Consider the following 13,945-nt stretch of genomic DNA (forward strand, 5'->3'; position numbering starts at 1 on the left):
GTGTCGTACTGGCGCAGACATTTTTGGCACGGATAGCTGAGACACCCGGATTTTCACCTCCAGTTGCCCAGGCCAAAGATGACAAGTTTACGAATGATGGAATGGATATGTTAAATAGCTTGCTTGTCATACTGCTATTGATCGTAGTGAGTGCTTTTTTTTCACTGTCAGAAATTTCGCTGGCTGCCGCACGGAAAATTAAGCTGAAGTTACTGGCCGATGAAGGCAATATTAACGCCCAGCGTGTACTGAAAATGCAGGAATCACCGGGCACCTTTTTTACCGTTGTGCAGATTGGCCTGAATGCGGTGGCAATCCTCGGTGGTATCGTCGGCGACGCCGCCTTTTCGCCGGCATTTCGCACCCTGTTTGTCCGGGTTATGTCGCCAGAGCTGGCGGAGCAACTGAGCTTTATCTGCTCGTTTGTACTGGTGACCAGCCTGTTTATCCTGCTGGCGGACCTGACGCCTAAACGTATTGGTATGATTTCACCGGAAGCCATTTCGCTGAAAATCATTAATCCGATGCGCTTTTGCCTGCTGGTGTTCAGCCCGATGGTCTGGCTGTTTAACGGCCTGGCAAACATGATTTTTCGCCTGTTTAAAATTCCGATGGTGCGTAAAGATGATATCACCTCCGATGATATCTACGCCGTTGTGGAAGCCGGCGCGCTGGCCGGGGTATTACGTAAGCAGGAACATGAGCTGATTGAGAACGTGTTCGAACTGGAATCTCGCACGGTTCCCTCGTCGATGACATCCCGTGAAAACATTATCTGGTTCGATCTGCATGAGGACGAATCCAGCCTGAAAGGCAAAATTGCCTCCTATCCCCACTCCAAATTTCTGGTGTGTAATGAGAACATTGATAATGTCGTCGGCTACGTTGATTCAAAAGAGCTGCTGCTTAGAGTGCTGGGCAGCCAGAGTCTGACCCTTAACAGCGGGGTACAAATTCGTAACGCGCTGATCGTACCGGACACCCTGACGCTCTCCGAAGCGCTGGAAAGTTTTAAAGCTGCCGGCGAAGATTTCGCCGTCATTATGAACGAATATGCGCTGGTGGTTGGCATTATTACCCTCAACGACGTGATGACCACACTGATGGGTGATCTGGTCGGTCAGGGTATGGAAGAACAAATCGTCACCCGTGATGAAAACTCATGGCTGATTGAGGGCGGCACGCCGATCGATGACGTAATGCGCGTGCTGGATATTGATGAATTTCCACAGTCCGGTAACTATGAAACGATTGGTGGCTTCATGATGTTCATGCTGCGCAAGATCCCCAAACGTACCGACTTCGTCAAGTTTCATGGCTATAAGTTTGAAGTGGTCGATATTGACAGCTACCGCATCGATCAGCTGCTGGTGACCCGGATTAACCCACGGCCAATAACAACCAGCGTTCTGCCCAAAGCACTGGAAGAGTAAAGAAGCCACAGAGACGATGGCTTTTCATCATTCAATCCCGACGTACATTCCCGGCGTTGATTGCACGCCCGCGAGCCGCAGACTGTGGTAATTCTCTGCCAGAAACGACCAGCATAGAAGGTATTCCGGATTGCCATGATCCGGAATACCTGTCAGTAAGAAGAAGAGGTTTTCAACCGCATCGCCGCAGGGCGAGGGCTTTATGACTAGCACTCCAGCTGCAAGCGCAGAACGTGGCGGTTTATCTCGGACATGACCGAGAGATGCTGTTTATCCTTTACGCGCGGGATAAGAATTTTACCTTTATCAAATTCAAAAGCACCGACGTTATGGATATACAAACGACCGCGAAACAAGGTCTTAACGTACTTGGCGATTTGCAGCGGATTATATTTCTTAAATATTTTCATTATATCTGACTCCGGATTCAAGCTCGCTCCGGCATTGCCAATTTGGCATGCACTCCAGGGAAGCGAAAGCAGCATAACTATAGAACATGCAGAACGTCCGTTGTTCCGAAAAGCCATAAAACTTACTGTTTTTACATTTCATTACAGAGGAATCTCTCGCCAGAGACCCCGCAGGCAGTATAGAGCAATAAATGTTGCAAAATTGTGCTAACTACCGCAAAGCAGGCAACTTGCCAGGACAACCTCAGTATTCCCGTTTATTATTACAAAAAGACGAACAACTGGTCGGATCACGATGTGAAAGGAAATATTATGAAGATGACTTACCTCCCCGCGTTATTACTCGGACTTAGCTTACCTTTCACCGCCATTGCGCATAATTTTATTGAAAATCAATATGTTCCTGCTGTAGGCATTCATGATAAAGGCGAGCTTATGTTTACACAGGATAAATTCAGTTACCAAAACTGGAACAGCGCCAGGCTGGCGGGCAAGGTGCGGGTAATACAGCACATTGCCGGGCGTTCTTCCGCCAAAGAGATGAACGCCGCCTTGATCGAAGCCATTAAGGCAGCAAATTTTCCGCACGATCGCTATCAGACGACGACTATCGTCAACACCGATGATGCCATTCCCGGCACCGGCATGTTCGTACGCAGCAGCATTGAAAGTAATAAAAAGCAGTATCCCTGGTCACAGTTTATTGTCGACAGCCTCGGGATTGCCAAAAAAGCCTGGCAGCTTGATGCTGGGGGGTCCGCTATCGTCGTGCTGGATAAACAGGGGCGGGTTCGTTTTGCCAAAGATGGCGCACTGACGCAAAACGAAACCCAACGGGTTATTTCGCTGGTTAAATCGCTGCTTAAAGCGTAAACCCAAGGCTGTCCGGCAGCCCGCCATTATTAGCCGCCACTCAGAACAGCGACACGCGAAATCCTGGATTAAGAAATGATTCGCGAGGCGTGTAATCCAGCGTCTGGCCAGTCCAGTCACGCACATGGGCGCCCGCTGCCACAGCAACGGCATGACCTGCCCCGGTATCCCAGATGTTGGTAGGCCCAAAACGGGGATAAAGCTGCGCTTTGCCTTCAGCCACCAGACAAAACTTGAGTGAAGAACCGATGGAGATGGTCTGATGCTCTCCCAGCTGCCGCAGGTATTCATCCAGCTCGCTGTCATCGCGATGTGAACGGCTGACCACCACTAAAGGAGGGATCGCATCGCAAACCTGTATCTGACAACGGTTACCCTGTTGTTCTTTCCAGGCTTTGCCCTCTGCCGCCAGATACATTACACCCGTGGCCGGCGCATAAACCACGCCCATCACCGGTTTGCCCGCCACAATCAGCGCAATATTAACGGTAAATTCGCCGTTACGACGGATAAATTCCTTGGTGCCATCCAGTGGATCCACCAGCCAGTATTGCTGCCAGTGCTGGCGGACTTCCCAGGCGGCTGGCGCCTCTTCAGAGAGTACAGGAATGTCAGGCGTCAGGGTATTAAGGCCTGCCAGAATCACCCGATGGGCAGCCAAATCAGCAGCAGTAACCGGCGAGTTATCAGACTTCTGATTCACTGTCAGCGGTGCATCGGCCTGATAAATTTCCATAATGGCGTCACCCGCCTGAGCCGCCAGCCCGGCAATCTGCTCTAACATATTCCACCTCATTAATGTTGCGTTTCCACCATCCCTACCTGCTGCCATAGCGAAATATCTATGATCATAGCATTTCAGGTTATTTAACGTGGGAAAACGCCAGATTACAGCGAAAAATCATGATTACTCATTGATTTTACTGATATATTTATTGAAAAACGCCAGCGTCGCGCAAAGTCAGCGAAACCCATGGCGTCCCCCTGGCGGCTATCTGTACAGCCACCAGGCTGAATGTCCGAAGGGCACAAACAACAACGAGGCCATCAGCGCCGGAACGCTCTTAGAGGATGTCCAGTAATTCCACTTCGAATATCAGGGTACTGAACGGAGGAATCGAGGCACCGGCTCCGCGCTCACCGTAGGCGAGATGATGCGGAATAACCAGCTGCCAGGTTGATCCTACCGGCATCAGCGTCAGCGCTTCAATCCAGCCGGCAATAACACCGCTGACCGGAAACTCTGCCGGCTCACCGCGGGCGATGGAACTGTCAAACACGCTGCCATCAATCAACTTACCAGTATAGTGAACCCGCACCCGGTCCTGACGGGAAGGAATCGGCCCCTCTCCCTGGGTAATCACGCTAAACTGCAGGCCGGATTCTGTGCTGCTGACGCCCTGGCGTTTGCTGTTCTCTTCAAGAAATTTCTGGCCATCGGCCGCCGCCGCCTGCTGCTTTTCACGACGCGCCGCGTCCGCCCGCTCATGCACCTCACGCAGTGCACGATGCACCACATCGACAGGCACTGCCGGGGCATTCCCTGCAAGAGTATCGCGCAGACCGGCGAGCAGGGCTTCTGGCTGAAGGCCCTGTAAACCGGACTCCAGCAGCTGCTGTCCTACCTGTAAACCGATGCCGTAGCTTGCCTGTGCTTCGGTGCTGTCAAAAGAAGGGGTCGTCATGAATTTACCTTTATCAATAATCAAACTGAAGGCGCAGCATAGCAGTGCGTGAGTCAACCGTAAAATATCAACGGTGAAAGATGACATTTAACAGAGAAAAGGAAACAATAATGTCCTAAATTTTAATATGTTGACCATTTATCGCAGGGGTAAGATGGGACGAATAGCCCGGCGACGAAGGAAACGTCGCCGGTTGCTCCTGCGAACAAGGTTGCAAAAAGCGGGAATCATTACAAATGTGCGTAAATTACGCCAACAGGAGGATGCCATGCCCCGCAAAGGCCTGAGAGAAACACTGTGCCAGCTTTGGCTGCTGCCTGGTGAGATAAGCTGGATGGACCCGTTACCCCTCGCCCACCGGCGCGGGATCATCGCGGGCGTCGTATTGATTCTGCTGGCGTTTCTCTGGCCTTCGCCAGCTCCACGCCAGCAGCCGGCCTCCCCTGCTGTCAGTACGCGACAGCAGCATAATGATGCCACCCTACAGGCAAATATTGTCGATAACAATACCCGTCAGCCCAGCGCCGCTGACAACAACCCGCCGCCGCAAACCAGCGCTAAAAATGACGTCGAAGGCGACTGGCGTGATTACCAGATAGCCCGTGGTCAGACGCTGGCACAGCTGTTCCGTGATAATAATTTGCAGGTAAGTGATGTCTTTGCAATGGCGAGAGTAGAGGGGGACGGTAAACCTCTGAGCAATTTACAACAAGGGCAGACGGTTAAAGTCCGTATTACGCCCCAGGGGGTGGTAACCGGTCTGACCGTCGAAGGCAGTAACGGGCCGGCGTTGTTTACCCGCCAGTCTGATGGCAGTTTTATTCGCGTCAGATAGCCTTATCGGGTTAACCCGCGGCCAGCTATCCGGCCCGGCTGACTTAACAGCAAAAGGTGCGGATTGAACACAATCCGAAAGGTCAGTCCCTCTGCCAGTCGCAACCGCAGGCACTGCCCGGGGGGTTACTGCAGGCATAAAAAACGCTGGCATACGCCAGCGTTTTTCCATTTTTACCCGACGGTAAAAACTTAGGCAGCTACGATGTTCACGGTAAGCTTAGCGATCACTTCGCTGTGTACCTGGAAGCTGACTTCATGCTCACCAGTGGTACGCAGAACGCCTTCCGGCAGACGCACTTCACTTTTCGTGATTTCAACACCTGCCACTGTAACTGCGTCAGCAATGTCGCGAGTACCAACAGAACCGAACAGCTTGCCTTCGTCGCCCGCTTTAGAAGCGATAGTTACGTTGCCCAGTGCATTGATTTTCTCTGCACGAGCGTTGGCCGCTGCCAGGGTTTCAGCCTGTTTAGCTTCCAGCTCAGCACGACGCGTTTCAAAGAACTCAATGTTCTTTTTAGTAGCCGGGACAGCTTTGCCTTGCGGTACCAGGTAGTTACGGGCATAGCCCGCTTTAACATTTACCTGATCGCCCAGACTGCCCAGGTTTGTTACTTTATCAAGCAGAATAACTTGCATTACCTTATCCTCTTAAAGTCGTTAATGGACAGCAACCGATTACTGATGGCGATCAGTGTACGGCAGCAGAGACAGGTAACGCGCGCGCTTGATAGCACGAGCCAGCTGACGCTGGTATTTAGCGCGAGTACCGGTAATACGGCTCGGTACAATCTTACCGCTTTCGGTGATGTAGTTTTTCAGCGTTGCGATATCTTTATAGTCGATCTCTTGAACGCCTTCCGCGGTGAAACGGCAGAACTTGCGACGACGGAAATAACGTGCCATTTGGCTAGTCTCCAGAATCTATCAAATCAATCTGCTCGGCATGCAATACCAGTTTATTCAGGCCATTACTTCCCTGATGGGTTGTAAGAAAACCTGAAACAGTAAGCTGCGTGCCGACCGTTATACTGTGAGTAATGGCCTGATGAGTGCTACCGCTGATAACAACGTGCATTCTGCACCATGCCTGCCGGTTAAAACCGGCTTCCACCTGCATTGAGCGGTGTTCAAGCACCAGCTGGCAATGTGGAATACCTGACGGACTGACTTTCCGTACCGGGGTCTTGCAGACGCTGCCGGACAGTTGCAGTCGGTTAGCCGCCACGGCAATTACTCTTCAGAATCCCCAGCATCAGCATCGTCTGAGGTTTCATTAGCGAAATCTTCACGACGCTCACGGCGCTCGTCTTTCGCTTTAACCATCGGAGATGCTTCAGATACCGCGTGCTTAACGCGCATAACCATGCTGCGGATAACGGCGTCGTTGAAGCGGAAGTTGCTTTCCAGCTCATCGATCACTTCCTGCGGCGCTTCAACGTTCAGCAGAACGTAGTGCGCTTTGTGCAGTTTGTTGATCGGGTAAGCCAGCTGACGGCGGCCCCAGTCTTCCAGACGATGGATCGTGCCTTGTGCACCGGTAATAGCACCGGTGTAACGCTCGATCATGCCAGGAACCTGTTCGCTCTGGTCAGGATGGACCATAAATACGATTTCGTAATGACGCATCAAATTTGCTCCTTACGGATTATTCAGCCTCCTGTCAGGGTCAGTCGCGGCCCATGGAAGCAAGGAACGTTGTAGGCTGTGTCCCGCTGCCGTCTGGGAGAAGACAAACGGCGCCGGGACACAGCCTGTAAATGCGACTGAAAAAATTGACGCGTAATCATACTGGCAGCGGGGGGGGAAACTCAAGGTGAAATAACGCTAATTAGCTGAATTGAGCGCGGGCAGGACGTTACCCACCCACAGTGAAAGCACGGCACTGGATTAGAGATGATGTGTAAAAAACCGGCTAAAGGCCGCCAGCGCTGCCGGCGTGATACGATGGCCCACGCCGCTTTCAGGCAGCCAGGTCAGATGACGATCGGCGCCAGCCTCACGCATTGCCTGTACCAGCCGTTCGCTTTCCGCTATTGGCACAACATCATCGGCATCACCATGCCAGAGCAGCAGCGGTCTGTCAGACAGTTTGTCCAGCTGATGGCTGATTTCATATTCCGCCAGCGGCGCCATAATCTGCTCAAAACGCTGCTGTTGCTGCGCTGAATCCACTACCAGTGGCGGAAACAGCTGGTGACACAGCGACATAAAGTAACCTGAGCCCATCAGACTGGCCCCACAGCGCAGGGCGGGATAACGTGCCATGGCTGCCAGCGCCGTCATCGCGCCCTGTGAAGCGCCGCCAATGGCAATACGTCCCTGGGCAATAAGCTGTCGTTGTTCCAGCGCCGCTATCAGCAGCGGTACCTCATCAATATTATTTTGCAAAATTGACCAGAAATGGCCTAGCCGCATTGCGCTGTCGCCGTTGTATCTGGCTCCATGCATCTGAGCATCGGGTAACAGTGCGCGAAATCCCTTTTGTGCCAGCGCAACCGCAAAATAGGCGTAAACTTCTTTTGAAGAGGTAAAACCATGCCAGAACAATACCGTCGGTAATGGCGTGTGCTGCTGACCGGCAGGCGTCGCATGCAGGCATTCAATGCCAGCCAGCGTCTCGACGTTCACTTCAATCATGATCACTCCTTCATACAACAAAAAACCTTCACACCGCCGCCCGGCCGGTTTAGCCGCAGCTTAGCGCCACTGTGGTTATCGGTTATCATTTTGCCGGTATTCGGTAGCGAATGCGGCAAGAACGGTACGCTCAACAGGCTGAATAAAATAGCGTACACTGGCGATTAGCCTGTCTGCCGGGAATAATATTATGCGCACTTCGCTCCTTCTCCTGCTGTTACTCAGCGGCTGCAGTGCTTTTAAAAGCACGCCACAGCCACCGCCGCCGCCTGCAGCCAGTGCCCAGGAAATCAACAAAGCTCAGCGCTTCAACCTGCCGGTTCTCGGTAACGACAGCGTCACCGTTTCTGGCTCACCAGATGATGCGCTGCGGGCGATAAAAGCCAGAGCCAATGCCGTTCATGCCACTTATTACCTGATTCTGGCGCTAGACGAAACCCTGCGCCCGGGTTTCTGGTATGCTACGGCAAAATTCTACGGTCCCCCGCCGTCAACCGCCGCAGGCACGGCTGAGTAACCGACGACACAGCGTGGCCGGTAGCACTTCGCCGCCACCAGCGGTCAGATGCTGGCGACACCAGGCATCCGCCAGCGGCGGTTCAAGGCTTTTCACCAGCTGAATACCGGTGGCCAGCGCCAGCAAATCCCGCGTCAGCATCCGCGCATAGCGTTCATCGGTTTTCATCATTAATCTGCTCACGCGCTGACCAAAACGGTCCAGATGGCGGTTAGCGCCTCTGACCCCGGCCAGCTGCTGTGCCAGCAGTTCATCCTGGCCACGTTGTTTTTTCACCACCCGCAGCACATCCAGGCACATCACGTTGCCAGAACCTTCCCAGATACTGTTCACCGGCATTTCACGATACAGGCGTGGCAGTTCATTTTCTTCACAGTAACCCACTCCCCCCAGCACCTCCATCGCTTCCGCAACAAAAGCAATGCCACGCTGGCAAATGACATATTTCGCCGCGGGCGTCAGTAAGCGCGCCAGCAACGCTGAATCGGGATCCTGCTGCTGCTGCCAGGCGCCGGCAAGGTGTAAGAGTAAGGCCGACTGTCCTTCCAGCAACAATGCCTGTCGGCTCAGCAGCTGGGTCATTAACGGCTGATCCACCAGGGTTTTCCCCATCACCTGACGCTGCTGAGCATGATTAAGCGCAACGGAAAAAGCGCGACGCATCAGACCATGGCTGCATAAAGCACAGTCCAGCCGGGTTCGCCCGGCCATTTTCAGTATCTGCCGGACACCTTCGCCTTCTTCGCCAATCAGCCAGGCCTGAGCCTGATGAAACTCGACTTCACTGCTGGCGTTTGCCCGGTTACCCAGCTTATCTTTCAGTCGTTCAATATGCAGGGCATTACGGCTGCCGTCCGCCAGCAGTCGTGGCAGAAAGAAACAGGAAAGCCCGCCTTTTGCCTGTGCCAGCACCAGATGGGCATCACTCTGCGGCACCGAAAAAAACCATTTATGCCCGCTCAGCAGATAACACTCTCCGCCACCCCGCCGCGCAAGGGGTTCGGCGCGACTGGTGTTAATCAGTACATCCGTTCCCCCTTGTTTTTCAGTCATCCCCATCCCAATCAACAGCCCACTTTTTTGAGCGCCTGGTAGTAAATGCGGATCATAACGATCCGACAGCAATCCACTGCGCCAGCCGCTGAAACTCGCCGGCAAATAGTCAAATAACAGAGGAATAGCGGCAAACGTCATGGTCAGCGGACAAAGTGAGCCGGCTTCAACCTGAGCATGTAAAATCAGACGGGCGGCCCGCGCCACCATTGCAGTTGGCGCGACATCAGCACACCAGGGCAGGTTATGCAGGCGATTTGCGCACAGTCCCTGCATCAATACATGCCAGGCCGGATGAAAACGTATCTCATCCAGTCGCTCACCCTGCGAATTAAAACGCAGCAGCTCCGGCGGGTTGGCATTCGCCAGTCTGCCAAGCTCCAGCGATTCAGCACATCCCAGCTGCTGGCCGATAGATATCAGCCGATCGTCATCCCAGCCGGCCCCTTCACGCAGCAACGCTTCACGTAACGGGACATCGGACAGAAACAGGTTACTGTTGTTCAACGGGCGAGGTTGATTAAAAACACTGTGGGTATCCCAGGCCATCGTAATCTCCGTTATCGGGATGACTGAGATAAGTGTAGCTGGCCACGGCGTCAGGCGTGGAAAAAGGAAAAATAGCCAGGCCGGTTGCAGCGCCGGCAACCGGCAGGCATTAACGGGCTATTCGCTGGCGCACCGCCTCAAACAGGCAAATACCGGTGGCAACAGAAACATTGAGGGAAGAGACGCTGCCAGCCATTGGAATGCTGATAAGTTCGTCGCAATGTTCCCGGGTCAGACGGCGCATCCCCTCTCCTTCGGCCCCCATCACCAGCGCCATCGGGCCGGTCATTTTACTCTGATAAAGATCGTGGGTTGCTTCACCGGCAGTGCCAACAATCCAGACATCGGCATCCTGCAATAAGCGCAGCGTTCTGGCCAGATTGGTAACGCGAATTAACGGCACATTTTCTGCGGCACCGCTGGCCACTTTTTTGGCGGTGGCATTCAGTGGGGCTGCGCGATCTTTCGGGACAATCACGGCATGGACCCCCGCCGCATCCGCACTGCGCAGGCAGGCGCCCAGATTGTGCGGATCGGTTACGCCATCAAGCACTAATAAAAAAGGCGTCTCCAGGGTCGCCAGCAGGTCAGGCAAATCCCCTTCCTGATACTGACGGCCAGCTTTTACCCGTGCCACAATCCCCTGATGCACGGCGCCTCCGGCTGCTTTATCCAGCCAGGGACGACTGGCCAGATGCACCACCGTTCCCTGTGCTTCCAGCGCCGAAATCAACGGTTGTAAGCGGCGATCATCGCGGCCTTTCAATACAAAAACTTCCTGAAAACGCTGTGGATCGCGCGCCAGCAGGGCCTGAACAGCATGAATACCAAAAATTATTTCACTCATTTCTTTCCTGCACTGACAGACGGGGAGCCAGAATTACTCCGCCGTTTTATTTTTCTTTGCTGCACGCTTTGCTTTTGTGGCGGCGGCTATCTTACGGGTTTTAGCGACATTTTTCGGCGTTTTTTTCTCTTTTTTACCGCCGCTCCCTTGCGCCGTTTTAGCCGGTTTTTTATCACCGCGAAACGCGTTGTCAGGCTCAAAGTTTACCCCGCTGCGCATTTGCTTACGCCGCCTGGGCGCGCTTTCCGTACCGGTTTTTTTCTCGCGGCTGCGGGCGGTTTTCCCGGCTCCACGCACCTTACGGCTGCTGGATATCAGGGCAAAATCAATTTTCCGTTCATCCATGTGCACCGCTTCAACCCGGACCTCAACGCTGTCGCCAAGACGATACGTCTGCCCCCCTGATTCACCAATCAGGCGCTGTCCGACGGCATCAAACCGGTAATAATCGTTATCCAGCGTCGACACATGCACCAGGCCATCAATAAACAAATCGTTTAAACGCACAAAGAAACCAAAGCCGGTGATGCTGGCAATGACGCCGGCAAACACTTGACCAACCTGATCCTGGATAAAATCACACTTTAACCAGTCCGCCACGTCGCGCGTCGCCTCATCGGCCCGGCGTTCAGTCATCGAACAGTGCTGGCCCAGCTGCAGCATTTCCTCGAAACTGTAGTGATAGCCCCCGGTTGGCGTACTGTTACCGGCAAGCTCACCGGCCTGCTTTGCCAGCTGGTATTTAATTGCCCGATGTAATAACAGATCAGGATAACGGCGGATCGGCGAAGTGAAGTGCGCGTAGGAAGTTAATGCCAGGCCAAAATGCCCACGATTTTCAGGATCATAAACCGCTTGTTTCATGGATCGCAGTAACATGGTTTGCAACATTTCCCGATCGGGCCGATCGGCTATCTGCTCAAGCAAAGCGGCATAATCAACCGGCTGTGGTTTACTGCCGCCAGGCAGCGTCAGCCCCAGTTCATTTAGCACTGTGCGGAAACTGGTGATGCTGTCATCGCTGGGACGATCGTGGTCACGAAAGAGCGCCGGTTCGTTATGCTTTTCCACAAAACGGGCGGAGGCGATATTAGCCAGAATCATACATTCTTCAATCAGCTTGTGCGCGTCATTGCGCACCACCCGCTCCACGCGCTCAATCCGTCGTTCGGCGTTGAAGATGAACTTCGCTTCCTCGGTTTCAAAAGAGATACCCCCGCGCTGTTCGCGGGCCGTTTCCAGCACCTGGTACATGCTGTGCAGCGTTTCCAGATGTTTAACCAGCGGTTGATATTGCTCACGCAGTCCGGCGTCGCCCTGTAAAATATGCCAGACCTTGGTATAGGTGAGACGTGCATGGGAACGCATCACCGCTTCATAGTGCTTAAACCCTGTCAGTTTGCCGCTAGCAGAAATGGTCATTTCACACACCATGCACAGGCGGTCAACGTCCGGATTCAGCGAGCAAAGGCCGTTTGACAACACTTCAGGCAGCATCGGCACAACCTGCGACGGAAAATAAACCGATGTACCGCGGCTATGTGCCTCACGATCTAACGCGCTGCCCGGCCGCACGTAATAGCTGACATCGGCAATTGCAACCCATAGTCGCCAGCCGCCACCACGTTTTTTTTCACAAAAAACGGCATCATCAAAATCACGGGCATCTTCACCATCAATGGTGACCAGCGGCAGGTTACGCAGGTCTGCGCGCCCTTTTTTTGCTGATTCAGGTACCTGTTCGCTAAGGCTGGCAATCTGTTGCTCCACCGCTTCCGGCCAGAAATGAGGAATTTCATGGGTGCGCAGCGCCATATCAACCGCCAGGCCAGTGCCCATATTTTCGCCGAGTATTTCAATAATGCGGCCAATTGCCTTGGTACGCCGGGTTGGGCGTTTTTCAAGTTCCACCACTACCACAGCACCCATATGGGCGCCCATCACGGCTTCTGACGGGATCAAAATATCAAAACTCAACCGGCTGTCGTCAGGGACAACAAAGCCAACGCCGGCATCGGTAAAATAGCGACCAACAATCTGACCATTACGCGGCTCCAGTACCCGCACCACGCGGGCCTCACGCCGGCCTTTGCGATCGGCCCCCATTGCCTGGGCCAGAATCACATCACCGTGCATGCACATTTTCATCTGCTCAGCAGAAAGATAAAGATCGTCTTTGCTGCCTTCAATACGCAGGAAACCGAAGCCATCACGGTGGCCAATCACCACACCGCGTAATAAATCAAGGCGTTCGGGCAAGGCATAGCACTGGCGGCGGGTAAATATCAGCTGGCCGTCACGCTCCATCGCGCGCAGGCGGCGACGCAACGCCTCAAGTTGCTCCTCACCCTGAATGTTCAGTTCGTGGGCCAGCTCTTCACGACTGGCTGGTTTTTCGCGCTTATCTAAGTGCGCGAGGATAAATTCACGGCTGGGGATCGGGTTTTCATATTTTTCCGCTTCCCGCTGCTGAAAAGGATCCTGTGACATATCGGTTCTCCGTTGTCGCTCAACTGCTAAGCTGCGGCCGTTCCGCCAGCAAGAGCTTAAAAAGTGGCTGATTGTTATCAACTAAATCAGCCAGAGTGTAATTATCAAGCTCTTCAATAAAGCGCCTGGCGGCTTCATTAAGGGCTTTTTTTAGCCGGCAGCCGGGGGTAATCAGACAGCCCGAGCAGTCGACCAGTTGCAGTGGTTCCAGCTGCCTCACCACATGACCAATAATAATCTGATGCGCCGGCTGACCTAAACGGATGCCCCCTTTTTTACCCCGCACCGCACTGACATAGCCTTTACGACTAAGCTGATTAATAATTTTGACCATATGATTTCTTGAAACACCATATATATCAGTAACTTCACTGATATTTGTCATTTGGCCTGCCGGCAAGGTCGCCATAAAAATCAGTGCTCGCAGGCCATAATCGGTGAAACTTGTCAGCTGCACATAATCCTCACACTGGTACCTGGCTGTCCCTGCATACTGAGTATCCGTTTGAATTCGCAGTTACATTGATGATAAACCAACCTGCTAAAGCGGGCTATTTTTTGAATATACGGCAGACGAAAGAAAAGGCAGGCGCCCCTGAAAAGAACAAAAG

The 13,945-nt window shown here is 53.2% G+C and carries 17 protein-coding genes; 4 read left to right on the forward strand and 13 right to left on the reverse strand.

Going from position 1 to position 13,945, the window contains the following annotated elements; genetic code table 11:
* Positions 1–107: 107 nt before the first annotated feature.
* A complete protein-coding gene (locus BL249_RS11930; RefSeq protein ID WP_099704684.1) occupies positions 108–1,433 on the forward strand; it encodes a hemolysin family protein in 1,326 nt (441 codons plus the stop codon).
* Between the two features lie 206 nt (positions 1,434–1,639).
* On the opposite strand, the gene BL249_RS11935 is transcribed toward BL249_RS11930, so the two are convergent.
* On the reverse strand, positions 1,640–1,843 hold the full coding sequence (locus BL249_RS11935) for a DUF1107 domain-containing protein (RefSeq protein WP_099704685.1): 204 nt from the start codon (positions 1,841–1,843) through the stop codon (positions 1,640–1,642).
* A gap of 312 nt (positions 1,844–2,155) precedes the next feature.
* Between BL249_RS11935 and BL249_RS11940 the strand changes: the two genes are divergently transcribed.
* Positions 2,156–2,716 carry a YtfJ family protein gene (locus BL249_RS11940; protein WP_099704686.1) on the forward strand — a complete coding sequence of 187 codons (561 nt, stop codon included), beginning with the start codon at positions 2,156–2,158 and terminating at the stop codon, positions 2,714–2,716.
* A 40-nt stretch (positions 2,717–2,756) separates the two neighbouring features.
* Here the strand turns inward: BL249_RS11940 and cysQ are convergent, their stop codons facing one another.
* Positions 2,757–3,500 (reverse strand): 3'(2'),5'-bisphosphate nucleotidase CysQ, encoded by a 744-nt coding sequence (cysQ, locus tag BL249_RS11945; RefSeq protein ID WP_099704687.1) that lies wholly within the window; start codon positions 3,498–3,500, stop codon positions 2,757–2,759.
* Positions 3,501–3,780: 280 nt separating this feature from the next.
* The gene (locus tag BL249_RS11950; RefSeq protein ID WP_099704732.1) at positions 3,781–4,401 is read right to left on the reverse strand and encodes a peptidylprolyl isomerase; all 621 of its coding nucleotides are present in this window, start codon (positions 4,399–4,401) and stop codon (positions 3,781–3,783) included.
* A gap of 268 nt (positions 4,402–4,669) precedes the next feature.
* Between BL249_RS11950 and BL249_RS11955 the strand changes: the two genes are divergently transcribed.
* Complete coding sequence (locus BL249_RS11955; RefSeq protein WP_241898881.1) at positions 4,670–5,236, forward strand: LysM-like peptidoglycan-binding domain-containing protein; 567 nt, start codon at positions 4,670–4,672, stop codon at positions 5,234–5,236.
* Between the two features lie 191 nt (positions 5,237–5,427).
* On the opposite strand, the gene rplI is transcribed toward BL249_RS11955, so the two are convergent.
* The 6 genes from rplI to BL249_RS19390 form a co-directional block, all read right to left on the reverse strand.
* Positions 5,428–5,877, reverse strand: a complete 450-nt coding sequence (gene rplI / locus BL249_RS11960; protein WP_099704689.1) for a 50S ribosomal protein L9 — start codon at positions 5,875–5,877, stop codon at positions 5,428–5,430.
* A gap of 39 nt (positions 5,878–5,916) precedes the next feature.
* Positions 5,917–6,144, reverse strand: coding sequence for a 30S ribosomal protein S18 (gene rpsR, locus BL249_RS11965; protein ID WP_000135199.1), 228 nt, complete (start codon positions 6,142–6,144; stop codon positions 5,917–5,919).
* Positions 6,145–6,148: 4 nt separating this feature from the next.
* Positions 6,149–6,466, reverse strand: a complete 318-nt coding sequence (priB, locus tag BL249_RS11970; protein ID WP_099704690.1) for a primosomal replication protein N — start codon at positions 6,464–6,466, stop codon at positions 6,149–6,151.
* Between the two features lie 5 nt (positions 6,467–6,471).
* On the reverse strand, positions 6,472–6,867 hold the full coding sequence (rpsF, locus tag BL249_RS11975) for a 30S ribosomal protein S6 (protein WP_099704691.1): 396 nt from the start codon (positions 6,865–6,867) through the stop codon (positions 6,472–6,474).
* A 261-nt stretch (positions 6,868–7,128) separates the two neighbouring features.
* On the reverse strand, positions 7,129–7,878 hold the full coding sequence (yjfP, locus tag BL249_RS11980; protein ID WP_099704692.1) for an esterase: 750 nt from the start codon (positions 7,876–7,878) through the stop codon (positions 7,129–7,131).
* Between the two features lie 75 nt (positions 7,879–7,953).
* Positions 7,954–8,076: a hypothetical protein gene (locus BL249_RS19390; RefSeq protein ID WP_256385406.1), complete on the reverse strand. Its 123-nt coding sequence runs from the start codon at positions 8,074–8,076 to the stop codon at positions 7,954–7,956.
* Between BL249_RS19390 and bsmA the strand changes: the two genes are divergently transcribed.
* Positions 8,069–8,395: a biofilm peroxide resistance protein BsmA gene (gene bsmA, locus BL249_RS11985; protein WP_099704693.1), complete on the forward strand. Its 327-nt coding sequence runs from the start codon at positions 8,069–8,071 to the stop codon at positions 8,393–8,395. The two genes, BL249_RS19390 and bsmA, sit on opposite strands and share 8 nt — an antisense overlap.
* On the opposite strand, the gene BL249_RS11990 is transcribed toward bsmA, so the two are convergent.
* From BL249_RS11990 to nsrR, 4 genes are all read right to left on the reverse strand, one after another.
* Positions 8,369–9,997, reverse strand: coding sequence for an isovaleryl-CoA dehydrogenase (locus BL249_RS11990; protein ID WP_099704694.1), 1,629 nt, complete (start codon positions 9,995–9,997; stop codon positions 8,369–8,371). The two genes, bsmA and BL249_RS11990, sit on opposite strands and share 27 nt — an antisense overlap.
* A 109-nt stretch (positions 9,998–10,106) precedes the next feature.
* On the reverse strand, positions 10,107–10,844 hold the full coding sequence (rlmB, locus tag BL249_RS11995) for a 23S rRNA (guanosine(2251)-2'-O)-methyltransferase RlmB (protein ID WP_099704695.1): 738 nt from the start codon (positions 10,842–10,844) through the stop codon (positions 10,107–10,109).
* Positions 10,845–10,877: 33 nt separating this feature from the next.
* Positions 10,878–13,334, reverse strand: coding sequence for a ribonuclease R (gene rnr / locus BL249_RS12000; protein ID WP_099704696.1), 2,457 nt, complete (start codon positions 13,332–13,334; stop codon positions 10,878–10,880).
* 19 nt (positions 13,335–13,353) lie between these two features.
* Positions 13,354–13,791, reverse strand: a complete 438-nt coding sequence (gene nsrR / locus BL249_RS12005; protein ID WP_099704697.1) for a nitric oxide-sensing transcriptional repressor NsrR — start codon at positions 13,789–13,791, stop codon at positions 13,354–13,356.
* Between the last annotated feature and the right edge of the window lie 154 nt (positions 13,792–13,945).

The sequence above is a fragment of the Erwinia sp. OLFS4 genome (assembly GCF_002752165.1).
Taxonomy (GTDB): Bacteria; Pseudomonadota; Gammaproteobacteria; order Enterobacterales; family Enterobacteriaceae; genus Izhakiella.